Annotated in this window: 18 protein-coding genes; 5 read left to right on the forward strand and 13 right to left on the reverse strand. The window is 69.1% G+C overall.

The features are described from left to right. Positions 1-2 precede the first annotated feature (2 nt). On the reverse strand, positions 3-593 hold the full coding sequence (locus F7Q96_RS19885; RefSeq protein WP_151023173.1) for a diguanylate cyclase: 591 nt from the start codon (positions 591-593) through the stop codon (positions 3-5). 9 nt (positions 594-602) lie between these two features. Next, positions 603-1,616: an SDR family oxidoreductase gene (locus tag F7Q96_RS19890; RefSeq protein WP_053823632.1), complete on the reverse strand. Its 1,014-nt coding sequence runs from the start codon at positions 1,614-1,616 to the stop codon at positions 603-605. A 418-nt stretch (positions 1,617-2,034) separates the two neighbouring features. Between F7Q96_RS19890 and F7Q96_RS19895 the strand changes: the two genes are divergently transcribed. Genes F7Q96_RS19895 through F7Q96_RS19915 form a run of 5 tightly spaced genes read left to right on the forward strand, consistent with a single transcriptional unit; the run spans position 2,035 to position 6,296 of the window. Next, positions 2,035-3,306, forward strand: coding sequence for a glycosyltransferase family 4 protein (locus tag F7Q96_RS19895; protein ID WP_053823631.1), 1,272 nt, complete (start codon positions 2,035-2,037; stop codon positions 3,304-3,306). Between the two features lie 13 nt (positions 3,307-3,319). Further along, the gene (locus F7Q96_RS19900; protein WP_053823630.1) at positions 3,320-4,426 is read left to right on the forward strand and encodes a UDP-glucuronic acid decarboxylase family protein; all 1,107 of its coding nucleotides are present in this window, start codon (positions 3,320-3,322) and stop codon (positions 4,424-4,426) included. Next, positions 4,423-4,626: a hypothetical protein gene (locus tag F7Q96_RS19905; RefSeq protein ID WP_053823629.1), complete on the forward strand. Its 204-nt coding sequence runs from the start codon at positions 4,423-4,425 to the stop codon at positions 4,624-4,626. The genes F7Q96_RS19900 and F7Q96_RS19905 overlap by 4 nt, the downstream gene beginning before the upstream one ends. 3 nt (positions 4,627-4,629) lie before the next feature. Beyond that, positions 4,630-5,364, forward strand: a complete 735-nt coding sequence (locus tag F7Q96_RS19910; protein WP_053823628.1) for a PIG-L deacetylase family protein — start codon at positions 4,630-4,632, stop codon at positions 5,362-5,364. A gap of 14 nt (positions 5,365-5,378) precedes the next feature. After that, entirely contained in the window at positions 5,379-6,296 is a 918-nt protein-coding gene (locus tag F7Q96_RS19915) for a glycosyltransferase family 2 protein (RefSeq protein WP_053823627.1), read from the forward strand. Between the two features lie 141 nt (positions 6,297-6,437). Here F7Q96_RS19915 and F7Q96_RS19920 read toward each other — a convergent pair whose 3' ends face one another. The 11 genes from F7Q96_RS19920 to F7Q96_RS19970 form a co-directional block, all read right to left on the reverse strand. Then, on the reverse strand, positions 6,438-7,385 hold the full coding sequence (locus F7Q96_RS19920) for a glycosyltransferase (RefSeq protein ID WP_053823626.1): 948 nt from the start codon (positions 7,383-7,385) through the stop codon (positions 6,438-6,440). Next, positions 7,378-8,505 (reverse strand): glycosyltransferase family 9 protein, encoded by a 1,128-nt coding sequence (locus F7Q96_RS19925; protein WP_053823625.1) that lies wholly within the window; start codon positions 8,503-8,505, stop codon positions 7,378-7,380. The genes F7Q96_RS19920 and F7Q96_RS19925 overlap by 8 nt, the downstream gene beginning before the upstream one ends. Further along, the gene (locus F7Q96_RS19930; protein WP_053823624.1) at positions 8,502-9,533 is read right to left on the reverse strand and encodes a glycosyltransferase family 2 protein; all 1,032 of its coding nucleotides are present in this window, start codon (positions 9,531-9,533) and stop codon (positions 8,502-8,504) included. Before F7Q96_RS19930 ends, F7Q96_RS19925 begins: the two co-directional genes overlap by 4 nt. Further along, a complete protein-coding gene (locus tag F7Q96_RS19935) occupies positions 9,520-11,286 on the reverse strand; it encodes a carbamoyltransferase family protein (RefSeq protein WP_151023175.1) in 1,767 nt (588 codons plus the stop codon). Before F7Q96_RS19935 ends, F7Q96_RS19930 begins: the two co-directional genes overlap by 14 nt. 33 nt (positions 11,287-11,319) lie before the next feature. Further along, entirely contained in the window at positions 11,320-12,507 is a 1,188-nt protein-coding gene (locus F7Q96_RS19940; RefSeq protein ID WP_170265898.1) for a glycosyltransferase family 9 protein, read from the reverse strand. Between the two features lie 2 nt (positions 12,508-12,509). Continuing rightward, positions 12,510-13,160: a D-glycero-alpha-D-manno-heptose-1,7-bisphosphate 7-phosphatase gene (locus F7Q96_RS19945; protein ID WP_053824568.1), complete on the reverse strand. Its 651-nt coding sequence runs from the start codon at positions 13,158-13,160 to the stop codon at positions 12,510-12,512. Positions 13,161-13,183: 23 nt separating this feature from the next. Next, on the reverse strand, positions 13,184-13,924 hold the full coding sequence (locus F7Q96_RS19950; protein WP_053823623.1) for an SDR family oxidoreductase: 741 nt from the start codon (positions 13,922-13,924) through the stop codon (positions 13,184-13,186). 306 nt (positions 13,925-14,230) lie between these two features. Then, positions 14,231-14,698, reverse strand: coding sequence for a heme-degrading domain-containing protein (locus F7Q96_RS19955; protein WP_053824567.1), 468 nt, complete (start codon positions 14,696-14,698; stop codon positions 14,231-14,233). Positions 14,699-14,868: 170 nt separating this feature from the next. Then, positions 14,869-17,583, reverse strand: coding sequence for an ABC transporter transmembrane domain-containing protein (locus F7Q96_RS19960; protein WP_053823622.1), 2,715 nt, complete (start codon positions 17,581-17,583; stop codon positions 14,869-14,871). A gap of 44 nt (positions 17,584-17,627) precedes the next feature. Next, positions 17,628-18,584: a hypothetical protein gene (locus tag F7Q96_RS27050; protein WP_053823621.1), complete on the reverse strand. Its 957-nt coding sequence runs from the start codon at positions 18,582-18,584 to the stop codon at positions 17,628-17,630. Positions 18,585-18,722: 138 nt separating this feature from the next. Continuing rightward, on the reverse strand, positions 18,723-19,268 hold the full coding sequence (locus F7Q96_RS19970) for a low affinity iron permease family protein (RefSeq protein WP_170265900.1): 546 nt from the start codon (positions 19,266-19,268) through the stop codon (positions 18,723-18,725). Between the last annotated feature and the right edge of the window lie 644 nt (positions 19,269-19,912).

Genomic DNA, 19,912 nt, shown 5'->3' on the forward strand with positions numbered 1-19,912 from the left:
CATCACCCTTCGGTCGCCACCGCCGCGCCCTGCTCGCGCTCGACGCCATGCCGGCGCCGCCAGCGCCAACAACGGTAAAACTCCTCGACGAAGGGCAACACGCCGCATAGCGCCGTCGCGGCCAGCACCGCCGCGACATACCAGCCGGGCAACGGCGGCTGTTTCGGCGTCAGCGAGAAGTCCGGGGCCCGATCGCCGAGCCCGAACAGCGCCAGCGCCTGCGGCCAGTGGGCGACGGCCACCAGCGCCAGCGCGGACAACGGCAACACCTCGAGCAGACCGTGCATATGCTGCTCGGTCGGACCGATGATCCGGCGCCCGTAGGTGTAGTGGACATCCCACCAGGCAGTGGCCGCATGCACGACCACCGCGACCATCATGATCGCCAGCACCAGCGCGTTGATTTCGAGGAACAGCGCGAGCAGCACCGGCACGCCGACCTCCGCAAGCATCAGCAGATGCAGCGCCGATTCGTAGGTGCCGGCATTGCGCTCGATCCGCTCGCGGCGATGGCAGGCCCAGTCGCCCAGTCCCGCCAGCAGCCACAGCGGGACCAGGCCATACATCAGGATCAGCGTGGCCGCCTCAGCCATCGTCCCCGCTCATCGCATGCGCGTGCGTCGCATGCCGAGCGCCGCGGCGAGCGCCAGCGAAGCGCCGACCACCATCGCGCCGGTCATCACCGGATGGCGGGTGCTGGCCGTATAGGGGCAGGTGCGGACCACGTGCCGGCGCCCCTCGCGCTCGACCAGGTCGTTGGTGGCCTGGAACAACGCGTTGTTCTCGCGCGGGCCGGCGGGCCGGGCCGTGCACTGCGCACGCCCCAGGAAGCGCCGCATCACGCGGTCGTACAGGCCCGGCATGTGGTAGGCGGCGGACGACATCGCCTTGGACGCCGCGCCGACGAACATGTCGCGGCGCGGATGCTCCGCGGCGAACAGGATCGCCTCGGCGGCCATCTCGGGATCGTAGACCGGCGGCGCCAGTTCCGGCTCGACGTCGAGATAGTTCTTGGCGTGACTGGCGAACGGCGTGTCGAGCGCGGCCGGCTTGATCAACGTGACGGAAACGGGCGCACGCTCCTGTTCGAGCTCCAGCCGCAGCGAATCGGTGAAGCCCTTGATCGCATGCTTGGACGCCGCGTAGGCGCTCTGCAGCGGCAGCGGCACGTCGGAGGCCTCGCTGCCCATATTGATGATCGCGCCCCCGCGCTCGCGCAGATGCGCGGCCGCGACCAGCGAACCGTGGACGACGCCCCAGTAGTTGGTATCGAACAGCTTGCGCTGGTCCTCCACCGGGACCTCGTTGTAGCGGCCGTAGATCGTCACGCCAGCGTTGTTGACCCAGGTATCGAAGCCGCCGAAGCGCTCGATCGCAGCCTGCGCGAGCGCCTTGACCGCCTGCAGATCGCCGACGTCGGTGGGCACGGTGATCACTTCGGAGCCGGTCTCGCGCAGCTGCTCGGCGAGCTGGTGCAGCGCCTCCTCGCCGCGGGCGGCGAGGACCAGCTTGGCGCCGCGCGACGCGGCCTTGCGCGCGGCGAGCAGGCCCACACCGCTGGTGGCGCCGGTGATCACGATGACCTGCGATCCGATTTTCTTCAGCGTCATTCTCATCTGCTTGCTACTCCAGCGGCCCGGGGTGTCCATCGACGGCGTCGCGGCGTCGCACGACACGCGTGGCGGCCGGCACGGGCCTTGCCGCCGGCAGCTCTGTTCGTCTCGCAAGGAGCGTTCCCGGCGCCGCACGGGAAATGCCGTGCCCTCTGGCGCAATGCCATCGTGCATCGCTAGCGCGTATTACAAAATGCTGCAATTTCGCCATGGGGCCGCGCATGGCTTTACCGGGGCGCGCGCAGATCTTGACGTGCGGCATGGGAACCGGACGAGAAGCGATATAACGCTTCTCCTGATCTTCGCGACATCAACAGCCTGAGAAGTCGCACGCTGGCATGCAAGCTGCAAACACGGTGGCTTTACTAGCGAGCGGATCGCGGCTGTGACGGCTGGCAGCTCGCTCCCCTGGGAGCCAACCATGCAAAGGATCGCGTTGATCAGCGAGCACGCTTCCCCTCTGGCCGGGCCGGGCAGCGTGGACAGTGGAGGACAGAACATCTACGTGGCGCAGCTGGCGCGCCATCTCGGCAAACGCGGCTATCCGGTCGACGTGTTCACGCGGCGCGACAAGGGCCTGTTGCCGGAGGTCGTCGCGTTCGCGCCCAACGTCCGCGTGATTCATGTCCCCGCCGGCCCCGCGGTGCACGTGCCGAAGGAACAGCTATTGCCTTATATGGACGAGTTCGGCGCCTACATGGCCGAATTCATGGCGCGCGATCGCGTCGGCTATATGGTGATGCACGCAAACTTCTTCATGTCGGGGCTCGCGGCGCTGCACGTCAAGCAAAAGCTTGATATTCCGCTGGTCATGACCTTCCATGCCCTCGGCAAGGTCCGGCGCCAGCACCAGGGCAGCGCCGACGGCTTCCCGGACTGCCGCTTCGAGATCGAGGAGCGGCTGGTGCGCGAATCGGACTGCGTGATCGCCGAGTGCCCGCAGGACCGGCACGATCTGATCCGGCTTTACGGGGCCGACCCCGGCACGATCGAAACGGTGCCCTGCGGCTTCGATGGCGACGAATTCTCGCCGGTGCCGCGCACCGAGGCGCGCCGCGCGCTTGGCTGGCCTTCGCATGAATTCTCGGTGCTGCAGCTCGGCCGCATGGTGCCGCGCAAGGGCATCGACAACGTCGTGCGGGCAATGGGTGAACTGCGCCGTGCGTTCGGCCTGCGCGCGCGGCTGTACGTGGTCGGCGGCAATTCCGACCAGCCGAGCCCGGCCGCCACGCCCGAAATCGGCCGCCTGCAGAAGATTGCCGCCGAGGAAGGCGTGGCCGATGCGGTCACCTTCGTCGGCCGGCGCGGCCGCGACCAGCTGCGGCTGTTCTACAGCGCGGCCGATGTGTTCGTCACCACGCCATGGTACGAGCCGTTCGGCATCACGCCGGTCGAGGCGATGGCCTGCGGCGTGCCGGTGATCGGCGCCGCGGTCGGCGGCATCCGCAGCACCGTGCTGAACGGCCGCACCGGCTACCTGGTGCCGCCCAACGATCCGGCGGCGCTGGCGGCGCGGCTCGCGCGGCTGGCCTGCGATCCGACGCTGGCTGAACGGATGGGCGCATCGGGCCGCCGCCGTGCGCACGCGCATTTCACCTGGGCCGGCGTCGCCGCGCGCATGGAAGGCGTGTATGCGCGGCTGGCCGGCGTCACCATCGACGAAACGGCGCAAACGCCGCAAGCCGCGGCTTGAACGGAGCGACCTCATGAAAGAAGCCAACCGACGCCGCGTGCTGGTCACCGGAGGCGCGGGCTTTCTCGGCTCGCACCTGTGCGACCGGCTGGTCCAGGCCGGCCACGATGTGCTGTGCGTGGACAACTTCTATACCGGCAGCAAGGACAACATCGCGCACCTGCTGCGCGAGCCGAATTTCGAGCTGATGCGTCACGACGTGACCTTTCCGCTCTATGTCGAGGTCGATCAGATCTACAACCTGGCCTGCCCGGCCTCGCCGGTCCACTACCAGAGCGATCCGGTGCAGACCACCAAGACCAGCGTGCATGGCGCGATCAACATGCTGGGGCTCGCCAAGCGCGTGAAGGCGCGCATCCTGCAGGCGTCGACCAGCGAGGTCTACGGCGACCCCGACTGCCATCCGCAGCAGGAGTCGTACTGGGGCCATGTCAACCCGATCGGGCCACGCTCCTGCTACGACGAGGGCAAGCGCTGCGCCGAGACGCTGTTCATGGACTACCACCGCCAGCATGGCGTCGACGTTCGCATCGCGCGGATCTTCAACACCTACGGGCCGCGCATGCATCCAGCGGACGGCCGCGTGGTGTCGAACTTCATCACGCAGGCGCTGTCGGGCCAGCCGCTGACCGTCTATGGCGACGGCTCGCAGACGCGCTCGTTCTGCTATGTCGATGACCTGATCGAAGGGCTGATCCGGCTGATGGAAGCGCCGGGCGACCACAGCACGCCGATCAACCTGGGCAACCCCTGCGAGCTGTCGATGCTGGAGATCGCACGCAAGGTGCTGGCGGCGACCGGCTCGTCGGCACCGATCGTGATGCGGCCCTTGCCCGAAGACGACCCGCGCCAGCGCTGCCCCGATATCACGCAGGCCGGCCAGCAGCTGCAATGGGTGCCGCGCATCGACCTGGACGAGGGGCTGCGCCGCACCGTGGCCTATTTCGCCGAGCGGCTGGCGCGCGGAGCCGGCATGCCGGCTCCGGCGGTCAACGACACCGTGGCGCAGCAGGCCGATGGCATTGCCGCGGCGGGACAGGTCGCGCAAGCCGCCGCAGGCATGGCGACGCTCGCGCCGCGGCGCGGCGCCGCTGCAACGCCGAGGGGAGCGACGCGATGAATGGCAACATCACCTTCCTGGTCTACCGGCTCGAATGGCATCGCCGCCGTGCCGAAGCACTGCACGCGGCGCGCAACGGCCGCCTGCGCGACCTCGCCGATCTGCCCGCGTGCAAGGTCTACTGGGCCGCCGATGCCTTTGCACACCGCAGTCCCGCCGCGCCGCCGCGGATCGCGGACCTGCAAACCGAACCGGAATGAACCATGTCGCTGTCGGTCTCCATTCCCCTGGTCGTGATCTCGCCGCACCTGGACGATGCCGTGTTCAGTTGCGGCAACCTGCTGGCGGCATGCCCCGGCTCCGTGGTCGTCACCGTGTTCGCCGGCGTGCCGCCGGTCGACATGCCGGCGCCGGACTGGGATCGGCGCGCCGGCTTTTCCAGCGCGGCGCAAGCGGTGCTGGCGCGGCGCGAGGAAGACCGCGCCGGCCTTGCCATCCTCGACGCGCAACCGGTCTGGCTCGATTTTCTCGACAGCCAGTACAACCGGCGCCACACCGCCGGGGAGATCGCCGCGCAGCTGTCGAAGGTGATCTCGCTGCATAACGCCTGCGCCGTGGTGGCGCCATGCGGTCTGTACCATTCCGACCATACGCTGGTGCACGAAGCGTGCGCGCGCCTGTGGCGCGAGCGCGATCACGGCGGACCGCCGTGGCTCTATTACGAAGAGGCGATCTACCGGCGCAAACCCGGCATGCTGCACAAGCTGCTGGCGCGCTGGCACGCGGCCGGCACCGTATCGACCCCGGTGGACCTGGCCATCGGCGAGCACACCGCCACCAAGGCCCGCGCCTGCAACGCCTACGCCAGCCAGCTGGCGATGTTCGATTCGAATACGATCAGCGATCTGAGCGCGCCCGAGCGCTATTGGCAATGGGAGGCCAGCGCCGGCGATTCGACCGAGGCCCAGGCCGCCTGCACCAGCGAGGGCAGCGCGTGAACGCAGCGGATGGCATGACGGCGCCCGCGCCGGGCGGCGGCCGTCGTATGCAGGCGCAGGGGGATACGCGCGTCAGCGTGGTGGTGTTGACGTACAACCGCCGCGAATGGCTGCGCGCCACGCTGTCGCGCCTGTGCGCGTTGCCGGAGCATCCCGCCATCGCCGTGGTCGACAACGGCTCGAGCGACGGCACCGCAGACATGGTGCGCAGCGACTTTCCGCAGGCCGCGCTGCTGCGGCTGCCGGCCAACCTGGGCGCGGCGGCGCGCAATGTCGGCGTGGACTGGGCCCGCACGCCCTATGTCGCATTCTGCGACGACGATACCTGGTGGCATCCCGGCGCGCTGAAGCTGGCCGCCGACACGCTGGACCGTCATCCCGACGTCGCCGCGCTGACCGCGCATCTGATGGTGGTGCGGGAAGACAGCGCGCCGCAGAGCGACCCGATCAGCCGCATCATGGCCGACAGTCCGTTGCCTTCGTCCGGGCTGCCCGGCAAGGCGATCCTCGGCCTGCTGGCCGGCGCGACGGTGTTTCGTGCCGAGGCCTACCGCCGCGCCGGCGGCTACCATCCGCGGCTCTTCATTGGCGGCGAGGAAACGCTGCTGGCACTCGATCTGGCGGCACTGGGCTGGCATCTGGTCTATTGCCCCGAGCTGCTCGCCTACCACCAGCCATGCCCGATCCGCGCGCACCGGATGCGCCGCCGGCTGCTGGCGCGCAATGCGATCTGGTCGGCGTGGTTGAGGCTGCCCGCCGGCGCGGCGCTGCGCGAAAGCCTGCGCATGGTGCCGGCGCTGCTGCGCGAAGGGGGGCTGGTCGGATGCGTCGATACCGCGCGGGGGCTGCCGTGGGTATTGCGCGAGCGTGCGGTGATTCCGCCGACGGTGCAGCGGTTGCGGCGCTATCTGGGATCTGCGCAGATGCGGTGAGGGGCGGCGCGAACGGCGTGGGTCAGTGAGCGCTGCTTGCCCTGTCCCCAGCCCTCTCCCCAACCCGCTCCCGCAAGCGGGAGCGGGAGCAAGCAAAGGGCTGCGGGTCTGCTCTCCTTGCTGCTCCCCTTGCTGCTCCCCTTACTGCGCCACCTGCCTCAACACCCCACACCAATCCTGGACAAACCGCCCGATCCCGAAGCGCTCCATCGCGCTCGCCCGCGCCTGTTCGCCCCATTCCCTGGCGAGCCCCGGATCGTCGATCAGCCGCCGCATCACCTCGACCAGCCGCTCCAGCCGCGTATCGACATAGCCGCTGTGTCCATTGCGGATCGCCGTCGACATCTCGGTGGTCGCCAGCCCGACCACCGGCATGCCGATCATCATTGCCTCGACCACGGCGAGCCCTAGGCTCGTATAGCGGATCGGATTGAAGAAAAAGCGGTAGCGCGCGACAAAGGCCGCCAGCTCGGGATTGGGCACTTCGCCCAGCCCGCCTGCCTCCTCCGCCGCCATGCCCACCAGATCGAGCGGTACCTGTTCGCGCGCCTGCGCGAAGATGTCGGCGCCAAGCCGGCGCCCGCGCCTGTTCAGGTTGTTGACCACGCTGATGCCGCGCGGCGCCTCGCCGCTGTAGCGCACTGCGTGATCGACCAGCACACCGTGTTCGATCACGCAGTGCGGCGTGACCCCGCTGTCCCACATCAGCGCATTGAACGGCGTCACATGGACCAGCATCACGTTCGGGTCCTGCACCGGATGCACGGTCCCCGTCGGATGCTGCTGCGGCGGGTCGTGTTCGAGAAAGATCGTCGGCAATCGCCGCTGCGCCTCGGTCAGCAGCGTCTCCCGATCGCTGTCCCAGTGCCGCTGGTGCTGGTACAGCACGCAATCGAACTCGCGCTTCGGCACATCGTCGTAGGCGACCTCGTGCACGTTGCCGCCCCACGGCAGCGCGCCGACCGCGCCGGCATAGCCTGGCGGCGAGCCCGGCTTGGTCACCAGATACAGGTCATGCGGAATCTGCGACAGGTAGTACAGATAGTTGCCGTGAACATGCCAGGTCAGGATGCGCAGCCGCTCAGGCATGGCTGACCTCCTGCGTCTCGCGCGACTGCCCGATCATCGCCATCGCGGCGGCCACCACGTCGTCGACCTCGAGGCCCTCGGCGCACAGGTGCCCGACCGGGCAATCCTGATGCATGCACGGGCGGCATGACGGATAGTCCGCCAGCACGCGATGGCGCGAGCTGTCCAGCGGCGCCCAGCGCGCGCTGTCGCTGCCGCACGAGACCACGACGCTGGGCGTACGCATTGCCGCGGCAATATGCGAAGCGCCGGTGTCGTTGCACAACAGCAGCCGCGCGTGCTTGACGACCGCCGCCATCGCGCCCAGATCGGTCTTGCCGCACAGATTGATCACCGGCGAGCCGAGCGCATCGCACAGCCGTCCGGCCAGCTCGGCCTCGTCCGGCGTGCCCGTCACCACGATCTTCCAGTGCTGGCGCAGCACGTCCGCCACCGCGGCAAAGCGCTCGACCGGCCAGCGGCGAGAGTGCATGCGCGCGCCGGGATGCACGCAGATGAAGTTACCCGGCATCAGGTCGTGCATCAGCGCCAGCCGTTGCCACGCCGCGCTGTCGGCCGGCCGCAGCGGAAATTCGAGCTCGGTGCCGTCGGGCAGATAGCCGAGCCGGCTGGTCAGTGCCAGCAGCCGCTCGATCTCGTTGCCGCCGGGCCAGTCGATCAGCAGCTCGTTGACCGGACGCGCACCGTACGACAACACGCCGGGCTGCCATTTGCGTTCGGCGCGGCCCGCGCTGGGCGCCGCCGGCACCGGCCGAAAACCGGCCATCTGGCGCGCCCCAAGCTGCCGCACGATCGCGTTGGTCACCAGTCCGCTGCCGTGCAGCTGGATCGCCAGATCGAACCGGCGCGCGCGGGCCTGCGTATAGAAGGCCTGCGCCTCGTCCTCGCGGATCGGCTGCTCGGGCATGCCCGGGGCCCCGGGGAACACCATCAGCTCGTCGACCAGATGCGAGAAGCGTTCGACGAACGAGGCCGCCCAAGGCAGGCCGATCAGCGTGATGGTCGCATCGGGCTCGGCCTTGCGCAGCGCGCGCAGCGCCGGCACCGCGCACAGCATGTCACCCAGTTGCAGCGCTCGGAACACGGCGATCCGGCGCGGACGCTCCGCGAATCTGATCATAGGAAACCAACCTTGAAGGCAAGGGCGCCGCGCAGGCGCCAGTACAGGGAAAGCGGCGGAATCAGGATCGAAGTCGCGATCATCTCGGCGACATGCGAAGGAGTCAGCGCTGCGCCACGCAGGCGGCGGCAGCAGAACCACGCGGTCAGCGCGAACCACAGGCCGAAGCCGCCCCATGCCAGCGAGGCATGGCCGGCCGGCGCGGCAATCAGCGCCACCAGCAAGCCGAGCACTGACACGTAGTAGTGCCACGGCGGGATTGGACGGATGCGCTCGCGGTACCAGCGCGGATGCTTCTTGTACAGCAGCGCGTCGAAGAACACCTTCGACTGCGCCGCAAGGCTGCTGCCCCACGGCGCCGGCCGCACCGGATGCACGACCATCGCGCCCGGCGCGTGGCCGATCGGCCCGACCTGCTGCAGCAGGCGGAACTGCAGGTCGGAATCCTCGCGCCACGCGCGCTTGAAGCGTTCGTCGAAGCCGCCGACCTTGACCAGCGCCTCCTTGCGGACGAAGCAGTTGGCGGTGACGAACTCGGCCGTGGCCAGGCCGCCGGTATCGCGTTGATGGTCGGTGGGCCGTGCCGGCAGCGGCACCACCACCTTGCCGGTCATCGCGCAGCATTGCGGCGAGGTCGACAGCGCCCGGCAGCCTTCGCGCAACCACCCCGGATCGGGAATGGTGTCGTCATCGGTGAACGCGATCACCGACGCGCGCGCGATGCGCCAGCCGGCGTTGCGCGCGCCCGCGGGGCCCTGCGTATCCGGCACCGCCAGATAGCGCAGCGTGCAGCGAGGCCACGCGCCGTTCAGTTCCTGGACCAGACGCTCGACCGCCGGCTCGCAACCGTCATCGGCGACGATCACCTCGAACGTGCCGGCGCCGAACTGCTGCACGCCAATCGCCCGCAGGCAGCGATGCAGCAGGTCCGGGCGCCGGTAGGTCGGGATCACGACCGAGACCAGCGGCTCGGTGTCCGCGCGCTCGACGTTGCCGATCCTTCGATCCGCGGGCTCATGCACCGGCATGGGCGCCCTCCCGCGCAGGCTTTTCCAGCAGGAACGGACCGATCACCAGCGCATCGAGCGGCGACGTCCAGAAGCACTCGACCGCATCGCGCGGCGTGCAGACGATCGGCTCGCCCCGCGTGTTGAACGAGGTATTGACCAGGATCGGCACGCCAGTGCGCTGCTCGAAGGCCGCCAGCACGTCGTAGTAGGCGGGATTCTGCTCGCGCCGCACGGTCTGCACGCGGGCCGTGCCATCGACGTGGCAAACGGCCGGAATGCGGTCCTCTCTTCCGGGCTTGACGTTGAACACGAACAGCATGAAGGGCGCACGCCAGTTCCCCGGATGGGCGGCGGTGAACCACTCGGCCGCGCGCTCCTCCATCACCACCGGCGCGACCGGGCGGAAGTCCTCCCTGTCCTTGATCTGGTTCAGCTTCTGCTGCATGGACGGATCGATCGGCGAGGCCAGGATCGAGCGGCCGCCCAGCGCACGCGGGCCGAACTCCATGCGGCCCTGGAACCAGCCGATGATCTTGTTCTGCGCGAGCAGCTCGGCGGTCTCGCCGGCCACGTCGTCGAGCCGGCGGTACGGCAGCTTGGCCTGGTCCAGGAAGGCGGCGATCTCCTGCTCGTCGAAGGCCGGGCCGTAATAGGCGTGCTCCATCGCCCAGCGCCGCGCCGGCTTGCCGCGCTGCTGCCAGTCGATCCACAGCGCCGCGCCCAGCGCGGTGCCGGCATCGCCGGCGGCCGGCTGCACCCAGACCTCGTCGAACGCGCCCTGGTCGCGCACGCGCGCGTTCATCACGCAGTTCAGCGCGACCCCGCCCGCCATCGCCAGCTTGCGCTCGCCGGTCTCCGCGGCGAGCCACGCCGTCATGCCGAGCACCGTCTCCTCGAGCACCAGCTGCAGCGAGCGCGCGATATTGAAGTGTTCGCGCGTGAATTCGCTGCCCCGCACGCGCGGCGGCCCCAGTACCGCTTCGAGATCGGCCTGGTCGATGCGGTAGCCCCCCTCCCGATCGCCATGGACCATGGCGCGGAACACGTCGGCGCGGGTCGGCTCGCCGTACGAGGCCAGCGCCATCACCTTGTACTCGTCGGAGGAATGCAGGAAGCCCAGATGCCGCGTCACGCGCTCATACAGCAGGCCGAGCGAATCGGGCAGGTCGATCTGCTTGATGCGGCGGTAGTCGCGCCCATCGAACACGCCATAGCTGGTGGTCGCGCTCTCGCCGCGGCCATCCATCGTCAGCACCGCGCAGCGATCGAACGGCGCCGCCAGGAAGGCGCTGGCTTCGTGCGCCATATGGTGCTCGACGTAGTGCCAGCGGTACGGCGCCTCCGCGCTGCTGCGCACGGTGGCGAAGCGCTTCTGCAGGTGATGCGGCACGCCCGACACCAGTTGCCGCGGCGCGTTGACGACATAGGACAGGAACAGCGGGTCCCACGGGGAATCGGCCACGCCTGGCGTGGCGTGCTTCGACGGTTCGAGCGGCAGCGTCACCGTTTCGTCGTTGCGCCGCTCGCCGAGCATGATCGCGGGGTCGAACGAGTAGGCGATATGGTCGATGTCGGCCAGCGTGATGCCGGCCTCCTTCAGGCAGTAGTCGATCGCATGGTAGGGCAGCTCCCAGGCCGTAAACGGCACCGGGCGCTTGCCGTGCTTGATGTGCGTGAACCGTTCGTCTTCCGCCGCGGCGATGACCTCGCCGTCGCGCACCAGGCAGGCGGAGGTGTCGTGATAGGCGGCGTTGATTCCAAGCGTGTACATGGCGGCTCCTCTGCGCGATTCCTTGTGTCCGATTCAGGTGGCCAGCACCGCGCCACTGGCGCGTACCGGCGGCAACGGGGGCATGACAGGGGCGGGCACCGCCAGCGGCGGCAGCGCATCCGTGGCGGCCGGTGCGCCGGCCAGCAGCTCGCGCGCCGCGGCCACAACGTCGGGGACGCCGACATCGTTGAGGCAACGGTGGTGCTGCTGCGGGCAGACGCTCTTGTAGCAATAGCGGCACGGCACGTCGGCATACAGCGTGCGGTGCGGCACCTGCCACGGCGTGTGCTGCGGATTGGTCAGTGCATAGAGATCGACCACCGGCGTGCCGAGCGCGGCCGACAGATGCACCGGGCCGCTGTTGTTCGAGATCAACAGATCGGCATGCTCGATCAGTGCGCCCATCTGGCCGAGCGTCAGTTCGCCGGCGATGCCGGTCACGCGCGGGTGGCCGGCGGCCCGGCATACGGTGTCCACCAGCGGCTGCTCGCTGACGCCGCCGGTCAGCAGCACCAGCGCGCCGTCCTGCTCGGCCAGCGTGCGCGCGACCTCGGCAAAGCGCGGTGCCGGCCAGCGGCGCGACTCGGCGGTGGCGCCGGGATGCATCACGACGCAGCGGCGGGACACGGCGCCCTCTGGCTCGCCGTCGCCCTGCCAGCGTTGCAGCAGCCGCTGCACCGCGCGCCGGTCATGCGGCTGCACGCGGAAGCGCAGCCTCGTGTCGGCCGGCACTGCGCCGACCGTCGCCACCAGATCGAGCTGGCGTTGCGTCTCGTGGCGAACCTGCGTCTGGGGCTCGGTCTCCGGCACCCAGTCGCTCAGCAGTTCGTAGGGGTTCTCGCGGCAATGCGCCAGCCGCAGCGGAATGCCGGCCATCGTGCAGAGCAGCGCGGCCGGCAGCGGGTTCTGGCTGTAGACGGTGAAGATCACCGCCGCATCGAAGCGGGCGGCCTGCAGCCGCTGCGCCCACGGCAGCACGCTGCTGGCCGTGCGGTTGCCGGTGCCGTTGCCCTTGACCCAGGGCGCATCCCAGGTCAGCAGCGTGTCGATCATCGGCAGGTGGCTGGCCAGCGCCGCGGCGCCGCTCGACGTCAGCAAGGTCAGATGACGGGACGGATCGCTGTCCTTCAGCGCCTGCATCGCGGGCGTGGTCATCAGCACGTCGCCCATATTGTCCAGCCGCACGCACAGGATGCGTTTGGCGTCGCGCCATGCCGTCATGGTCAGGAGGCCTCCGCCCGGCAACGTTCGGCGTGCCGCACCGTGCCGCCCAGATGGCGGACCACGATGCGCGCGGCCTGGTCCAGATCGGCGACGACATGCTCGGGCGTGCGGTACGGCCCGCGCACCCATTCGGTCTCGTTGCCGCAGTCGACCAGGATCGTGTGGCAGCCGGCGCGCTGGCCGGCCTCGATGTCGTCGAGGATGTCGCCGATCATCCAGGAGCGGCGCAGATCGAAATGCAGCAGCGTCGCGGCGTTGCGCAGCAGCCCCGGCAGCGGCTTGCGGCACAGGCAGGTGCGCGTGAAGCGCGGCACCACGCCTTCCGGATGGTGCGGACAGAAGAAGAAGCCCGACAGCTGCGCGCCGTGGGTCGCGAACAGCTCGCCCAGGCGCTGGCGCATCGGTGCCAGCGCCTCCGGCGTGAAGCGGCCGAGCGCGAGGCCCGGCTGGTTGGACACCACCACCAGCGGCACGCCGAGCTTGCCGAGCCGGCGCAGCGCGCGCGCGGCGCCGGGTGCGAGCCGCATCTTGTCGGGGTCGACGTTGTACGGCACGTCCTGCAGCACCGTGCCGTCCTTGTCCAGCAGTACCGCGCCGGGGAGCCCGGGGTGCCCGCTGCCCGCTCGGGCCGGAACGGCGGCGCCCGCGATCTGGCCGGCGCCAGGGTCGTCGATCACGGCCACGACGTTTCCTTCATCGGCAGCACCATGACCTCCGGGATCACGGTCTCTTCGGGCTGCGTCAGCACGAAGCGCACCGCGCGCGCGACATTGGCCGGGTCCTGCAGGGTGGACTGGTCGATATCGGCGAAGCGGTCGAGCAGGAAGGGGGTGCGCATGCCGCCGGCAACGATGGCCGACACCTTGATGCCGTGCGGCCGCAGTTCCGCGTGCAGCGCGTGCGAGAAGCCCAGCAGCCCCCATTTGGTGGCGTGGTAGGCCGAGGCGTTGGGCCAGGCGCGCTTGGACGCCGTCGACGCGATATTGACGATATGGCCGCCGCCCTGCGCCTTGAGCATCGGCACCACCGCGTGCGACATCAGATAGGGGCCGTACAGGTTGACCATCAGCACGCGGTGCCAGCGTTCGGTCTCGACCTCGTCGACCGGCAGCGTGATATCGATGGCGGCGTTGTTGACGATGCCGTCGAGGCGGCCGCTGCGTTCGCGCACCTGCTCGAAGGCCGAGCGGACCGCGGCCGGTTCGGCCACGTCGAAGGAAAGCGAATAGGCCCGCTCGCCGCTGGCATCGAGCTTTTCGGCGCAGTTGCGCGCCAGGGTTTCATCGACATCGGCAACGACCAGGCTGGCGCCGGCGGCCGACAGGTTCTGGCAGATCGCGGCGCCGAGCCCGCGCCCTCCCCCGGTCACGAGAAAGGTCTTGCCTTGCAGGCTGGCGTCTGGCGCATCGGTCATTTCGACTCCTGAAGTTGGCTTGAAAGGCTTGACCGGATGCGGCGCGCGCTGGAATCGGCGCGTTGACGGACGGACGGAGAAGGGAAATGCACGGCACCGCTCCCCAATCCGGCTGCCCGCCGCACCGTGCGACGGCGGCGATCCGGTTCTCTGTGGGGATGCCTTCAGCGAATTGCATGCCAGACGCGTGATGGCGCCGTGGCTTGCCGTTTCGGGGGAAACGGTTCCCCCCATGTCAGGAGTTACATGGGGGGTGTTGGCGTTTATGCCTTGGCTGGTAAAAGTTGCAGGGGCCAGATGGGCGTTCTACTTCTCCGCTCTGCGCCGCTGCTGCGCCACCGCCCGCAACAGCGCCGCCACGCTCAGCGCGAAGGCCTCGTCGTACCAGGGGTTCGCCCCGCTGACCGCGACGACGATGCCGTCGAGCACCACCGCGCCGCCCAGCATCGACTCCTCGGCGCGCAGCAGGTGCGGCGCCCGTGCCTGGATCTGGTCGGTCGCCATGCCCGTGCGCCAGGCGACCTTGGCCTTCTCGCGGGCGTACCAGGCATAGTCAGCGTCCCAGCGTTCCCGTCCCGGCGTCGAATACTCGAACAGGATCGCCTGCTCGAACGGGCAGTCCGCCGGGCACTTGCCCGGGTCCATTACCACCAGATGCAGGAAGCCGCCCTCGCCGACCTCGCGGTCGCGCACCGCCGCTTCGAGCATCGGCACCGCCAGCGCGACGGCGCGCTCGGCGCTGGCCGCATCGGCGAAACGGCTGCCCAGCGCCATGCCGGGCGAGGCGGTGGCGCCGGGCACGTCGGCGGAGGATCGGGAAGGCGTGGAACTGGGCAGGTCGGGCCTGTCGTGAGGCTGCATGGTTTCTCCTCGATCGGGCAATGAGAAATGGAAAATCAAGCGAAATTCGACGAACCGCGGCCCCGGCCCGGCAGCCCCCCGCGCTAACCTCGCGGCCCCGGCACCGTGGCGTCGACATCGCGATGGCGCACCATCGAATGGATCGCGATCACCAGCTCGCCGATCTGCACCGGCTTGGACAGATGCACCTGGAAGCCGGCCATCATCGCGCGCATGCGGTCCTGCGCCTCGGCATGGCCGGACAGCGCGATCGCGCTGAGGCGGCAGGCCAGCGGCACGTTGCGCTCGGCCTCGAGCCGGCGCACGCGGCGCAGCACGGTGTACCCGTCCTCCTCGTCGAGTGCGATATCGCACAGCAGCACCTGCGGCCAGTGCTGCGGGTCGGCCCCGCCCAGCAAGTCCAGCAGATCGTCGCCGCGGCCGAAGGCCTGGGCGTCGGCGCCATAGTCCTCCAGCGTGCTGGTCAGCACCTCGCGCGTCGGTTCGTCGTCGTCGAGCACCAGGATGCGCAAACCCTTCAGCGCGTCGGCAGCGGGCAGCGTCGAGGTGACGTCAGGTGGGGCGACCGGCGGCGGTGCCGGCGTTTCGCGGATCGGACGCAGCGGCATCGCCATCCGGTAACCATGGCCATGCGGATCGACCGTCAGGCGGACCGCATGGTCCTCCAGCAAGCCCTCCAGCTCGCGCATATCGGGCAGCGGCGCCTGCCGGTCCGGCGCGGCGACGTACAGCGACGCCTCGCCGCCCTGCCGCTCGAGCCGCAGCTCGATGCGTCCGCCCGGTTCCATGTCGCCAATCAGCGCATGGCACAGCTCCCATACGGCCTTCTGCACCACGCCGGGATCGCCGGTAACCCGCAACTCCGCCTCGCCCAGCACGGTAAACAGATTGACCTGCCGCTCGGCGATCAGCTCGCGCAAGCCGTCGACCACCGCGGCGACGATGGCCTCGAGCCGGATCGGCTGCAGCGCCAGCTTCTGCTCGGTCCGCTCCAGTTCCCGCTGCTGCTGTTGCAGCCGCCACATCTGCGCATAGACGCCGCGCCGGGCCAGCAGCGCATCGTGGTTGCCCTCCTCCACCACGCGGCCATGCTCCATCACCAGGATATGGTCGGCATCGGCGATGGTCGACAGCCGGTGCGCGATGATCAGCGCGGTGCGGCCCTTCGCCACTTCGGCCAGCTCGCGCTGGATCGCGCGCTCCGAACGCGTATCGAGGGCCGAGGTGGCTTCGTCAAACACCACGATCGGCGGCTTCTTCAGCAGCGCGCGGGCGATCGCCACGCGCTGGCGCTCCCCGCCGGACAGGCGCACGCCGCGCTCGCCGACGCGCGTCTCGTAGGTGTCGGGCAGCCGGTCGATGAACGTGTCGAGCTGCGCGGCGCGGGCGGCCTCGACAATATCGGCACGGGTTGCGCCCTCGCGGCCGTAGCCGATGTTGTAGGCGATGGTGTCGTTGAACAGGATGGTGTCCTGCGGCACGATGCCGATCACCTCGCGCAGGCTCTGCTGCGTGACCAGCCGCAGGTCTTGCCCGTCGATGCTGATCTTGCCGCTGTCGGGCAGATAGAGCCGGAACAGCAGCCGCGCCAGCGTCGATTTGCCCGACCCGCTGCCGCCGACCACCGCCACGGTCTGCCCGGCGCCAATGCGGAAACTGACGTCCCACAGCGTCTGCCGGCTCGGGTCATAGCTGAAGTTGACGTTCTCGAACACGATCTCGCCGCGGGAAACGTGCAAGGGCCGCGCGCCCGGCGCGTCGTGATCCTCGCCCGGCGGCCCCTGTGCATCGAGCAGCGCGAACAGCCGCTCGACCTGCGTCATCGCGTCGTTCGACTCACGGAAGATGAAGCCCAGCGTATTGAGCGGCAGCACCACCTGGATGATGTAGGCGTTGATCAGCACCAGGTCGCCGACCGTCAGCGCACCGGTGACGACACGCTCCGTGGCCAGCAGCATCACCGCGGCGACACCCAGCGCGATGCAGCCGCTCTGACCGATATGCAGCGCCGACAACGCGTACTGGTTCTCCACGCTGGCGTCGACCCAGCCTTCGAGCAGCCCCGACAACCGCTTGGTCTCGAACTTCTCCCGCGCGAAGAACTTGACGGTGTCGTAGTTCAGCAAGCTGTCGACCACCTTGCTGTTGGTCTGGGCCTCGACTGCATTGACCTTGCGCTGCACCTTGGTCCGGCGCCGCGTCATCACGAAGGTGTATCCCGCATACAGCGCGAACGTGACGACGATGATCGCCGCAAAGGCGCCGCCATAGGCCGCGATCATGATGATCAGGACCGAGCCGATCTCCATCAGCGTCGGCACGATCGTGAAGACGGCGACACCGAGCAGGAAGCCGATCGCGGCCGTGCCCTTCTCCAGGTCGCGGATCACGCCGCCGGTTTCGCGGCGCGCATGAAAGCGCGCGCCCAACGCATGCAGATGCGAGAACGTGCGCTCCATGAAGGTCGCCACGGTACGCTGCGTGACCGGCGCGAACACGACATCGCGCAATTCGTTGAAGGCGTTGCCGAGCAGGCGCAACGCGGCGTAGGCCAGCACCAGGAAGACCGGCATCGTGATCGCCGCGCCGGCCATCGCGGCGGCACCGGTGGCGACCGGCGCCACGTCGTCGACCACCAGCTTCAGCACCAGCGGAACCGCCACCGAGGCGGCCTTGGCCAGCACCAGCAGCAACACCGCCACGCCGACGCGCGCACGAAAACGCCAGATCGTTGCCCACAATTCGGCGGCGATCCGGCGTTTGGAAGCGGGTGTGGGATGTCCGTTGGTCGTCGCCATCGTCTCTCTGGTTGGGGGCGGCGCGGAGCGGACCGCTCAGGCCGTCACGAACGGTTGTCGACCTTCGGGGCGTCCGGCGTGGTGCTGCCCGGGTCGCGCAGGTCGCCCTCGCCGACACCCGGCGGGAACTGCCCGCGGCGGATCTGGCGGAAGGTGTCGTTCGGCCCGCTGGGCTCCGGCGTGGTCGTCGCTCCGCGCACCAGTTCAGGCTCGTTGTCCTTCTCGCCCGGCTGGCGATGCGACTGCGCCGATTCCCAGGCTTCGCGCGGTTGCTGTTCGGCGGGGTAGCGGCCATGGCTTTCGTGCTGGCTTTGGCCCTGGCTTTGATCCTGGCCCTGGCCTTGGCCTTGGTCCTGGAATTGGCCTTGGCTCGCTCCCTGCCCCGCTCGCTGACCGGCCGGAGGCGTCTCGCCCGTGGCACCCTGCTGCCGCGGTTCGCCCGCCCTCTGGCCCTGCATCCGTGCCTCGTCGCCCTTGCTGACGCCCTCGTGGGTGGTAGTGTGCTGGCCCGGCGTCAGCAGCACGCCGAGGTCGCGCTCACCGTTCGCGCCTGCCCCGGTCCCTGCCTGACCGCCGTGACGATCCTCGTCCTGCCGCACCGACTGATCGATCTCGCTGCCCGGATCCTCGTTGCCGGTCGGGTTCAGCGCGCCTTCGCCCAGCTGGCCGGCACGCTCGTGCGGCGCGGTCTGCTGCAGCGGCGGTGGCGTGCCAAGCGGGTCGAAGTCCGTCCAGCGGCCGTTCTCCCACTGACCCTCCGCCTGTTCGAGTTCGCGCCCGCCTTCCAGGCGGATCAGCTCGGCCGCGGTCTGCAGCCGTTCAGGCTCGACGCGCGCGGCCAGCAGCACGCCGGGCGGACGCCCCAGCTGCTCGGCGGCCTGCGGCGTGCCGATCGTGAAGATCGACACGTCCCATACCGAAAATCCGTGTCCATAAAGCCCTCGCGCCGCGCGCTCGGCGTCGGCGAAGGATTCGAAACGCCCTGCCACGATGGTCGACATGATTGGCTCCTGGGTTCGGCAACGACATTCCCGATGTCGTGCAAGGAATGCGCCCGCGTGCGCCGGGGGGGACCTGGCGCGCGCCGGCGTCAGGGCGGCATCGGTTGCCCATGTCGAACTTGCAACACGCACACCGAACTACACGGCTTCATCCGATCCGCTTCCGCGCGAGCCCGCCGTGCCGCCGTCGCGGCTACCGTCGCCACGGCGCTCCTTCGATCCGAGCCCGGCCGCTACCTCTTCCTCCAGGTCGTGCCGCGCTTCCTTCTTGGCAACATGCGTCTGCAGCGCGTCGTCGAGCCCGTGGGTTTCCTCGATATCGCTCTCGCGCTCGGCCAGCTCGGACAGTTGCCGGTAGAACGCTGCCAGCTTCTTCAGGTCCTCTTCGTCCAGATCCTCGATCGACACCAGCCGGCTGCTGGCGTGGCGATGCGAGGCCAGCAATTCGTTCAGCTTCAGATGCACCGCCAGCGAATCCTTGTTCTGCGTCTGCTGAATCAGGAACACCATCACGAAGGTGATGATCGTGGTGGCGGTATTGATCACGAGCTGCCAGGTCTCCGAGTAATCGAACATCGGGCCGGTCACCGCCCACAGCAGCACCACGCCTACGGCGAGCGCAAACGCGATCGGTGAGCCGGCGCCCCGGGTGGCATGACCGGCAAACCATTCGAAGGCATGCATCACCCTGCGTCGCCAGCCCGGCCGGTCTTCCTCCAGGGAGCCGCTGCCGGCGCCATTGGCATTGCCGTTGGCGGACTTGCCGTTGATCACTTCGCGGGCGACGCTGGCGAGGCGTTCGCGGTCGGTACTGGCTACGTCGGGCATGGCAGTTCTCTAGGCGCCTGCCGGCATCGCGGCCTGCAGCAAGCAAAGCGCGCCCCGCCGGACAATCGGCAATACCTCGACATACGGCAAGTTCCATACCTGCCTCGGCAGCACGGGACGCACGGGACACGTCAATGACACGTCAATGACGAAAGAGACTGCGCTTCGGCGCCGCCGCCGCCATGCGCCGTACTTTTTACAAGTGCCGGCGGCAAACTTTGCAGGTCGAGCATGTCCGGCACGGCGGCCACGCGCGTCGCTTCGCATGCCGCCCCTCGCGCACAACGGTACGGTTCTTGCGGTTCCTTGCCCGGTCGGACAATGGTCCGGCGCAGTGCGCGGCGCGTGCCGCCACTCGGTACGCAAGGAGGGACAGATGAGCAACGGCAGCAATCAGCGCTACCCCGGCGGCTACGGTGGCTACGGCAGCGGTCCGGGGCGGGATCAGGGGAGCGGCAGCGAATGGTGGCGTGACAAGGACGGTGACGATATGGGCGAAG

Source organism: Cupriavidus gilardii, assembly GCF_008801915.1.
Lineage (GTDB): Bacteria > Pseudomonadota > Gammaproteobacteria > Burkholderiales > Burkholderiaceae > Cupriavidus > Cupriavidus gilardii.

Coding starts and splice junctions, on each gene's coding strand:
- F7Q96_RS19935 (WP_151023175.1), bottom strand. CDS start 11,286: ATGTACACGCTTGGAATCAACGCCGCCTATCACGACACCTCCGCCTGC.
- F7Q96_RS19900 (WP_053823630.1), top strand. CDS start 3,320: ATGAAAGAAGCCAACCGACGCCGCGTGCTGGTCACCGGAGGCGCGGGC.
- F7Q96_RS19925 (WP_053823625.1), bottom strand. CDS start 8,505: ATGATCAGATTCGCGGAGCGTCCGCGCCGGATCGCCGTGTTCCGAGCG.
- F7Q96_RS19895 (WP_053823631.1), top strand. CDS start 2,035: ATGCAAAGGATCGCGTTGATCAGCGAGCACGCTTCCCCTCTGGCCGGG.
- F7Q96_RS27050 (WP_053823621.1), bottom strand. CDS start 18,584: ATGTCGACCATCGTGGCAGGGCGTTTCGAATCCTTCGCCGACGCCGAG.
- F7Q96_RS19890 (WP_053823632.1), bottom strand. CDS start 1,616: ATGAGAATGACGCTGAAGAAAATCGGATCGCAGGTCATCGTGATCACC.
- F7Q96_RS19930 (WP_053823624.1), bottom strand. CDS start 9,533: ATGCCGGTGCATGAGCCCGCGGATCGAAGGATCGGCAACGTCGAGCGC.
- F7Q96_RS19955 (WP_053824567.1), bottom strand. CDS start 14,698: ATGGCGCTGGGCAGCCGTTTCGCCGATGCGGCCAGCGCCGAGCGCGCC.
- F7Q96_RS19915 (WP_053823627.1), top strand. CDS start 5,379: ATGACGGCGCCCGCGCCGGGCGGCGGCCGTCGTATGCAGGCGCAGGGG.
- F7Q96_RS19920 (WP_053823626.1), bottom strand. CDS start 7,385: ATGCCTGAGCGGCTGCGCATCCTGACCTGGCATGTTCACGGCAACTAT.
- F7Q96_RS19950 (WP_053823623.1), bottom strand. CDS start 13,924: ATGACCGATGCGCCAGACGCCAGCCTGCAAGGCAAGACCTTTCTCGTG.
- F7Q96_RS19970 (WP_170265900.1), bottom strand. CDS start 19,268: ATGCATGCCTTCGAATGGTTTGCCGGTCATGCCACCCGGGGCGCCGGC.
- F7Q96_RS19960 (WP_053823622.1), bottom strand. CDS start 17,583: ATGGCGACGACCAACGGACATCCCACACCCGCTTCCAAACGCCGGATC.
- F7Q96_RS19910 (WP_053823628.1), top strand. CDS start 4,630: ATGTCGCTGTCGGTCTCCATTCCCCTGGTCGTGATCTCGCCGCACCTG.
- F7Q96_RS19940 (WP_170265898.1), bottom strand. CDS start 12,507: ATGACGGCATGGCGCGACGCCAAACGCATCCTGTGCGTGCGGCTGGAC.
- F7Q96_RS19885 (WP_151023173.1), bottom strand. CDS start 593: ATGGCTGAGGCGGCCACGCTGATCCTGATGTATGGCCTGGTCCCGCTG.
- F7Q96_RS19905 (WP_053823629.1), top strand. CDS start 4,423: ATGAATGGCAACATCACCTTCCTGGTCTACCGGCTCGAATGGCATCGC.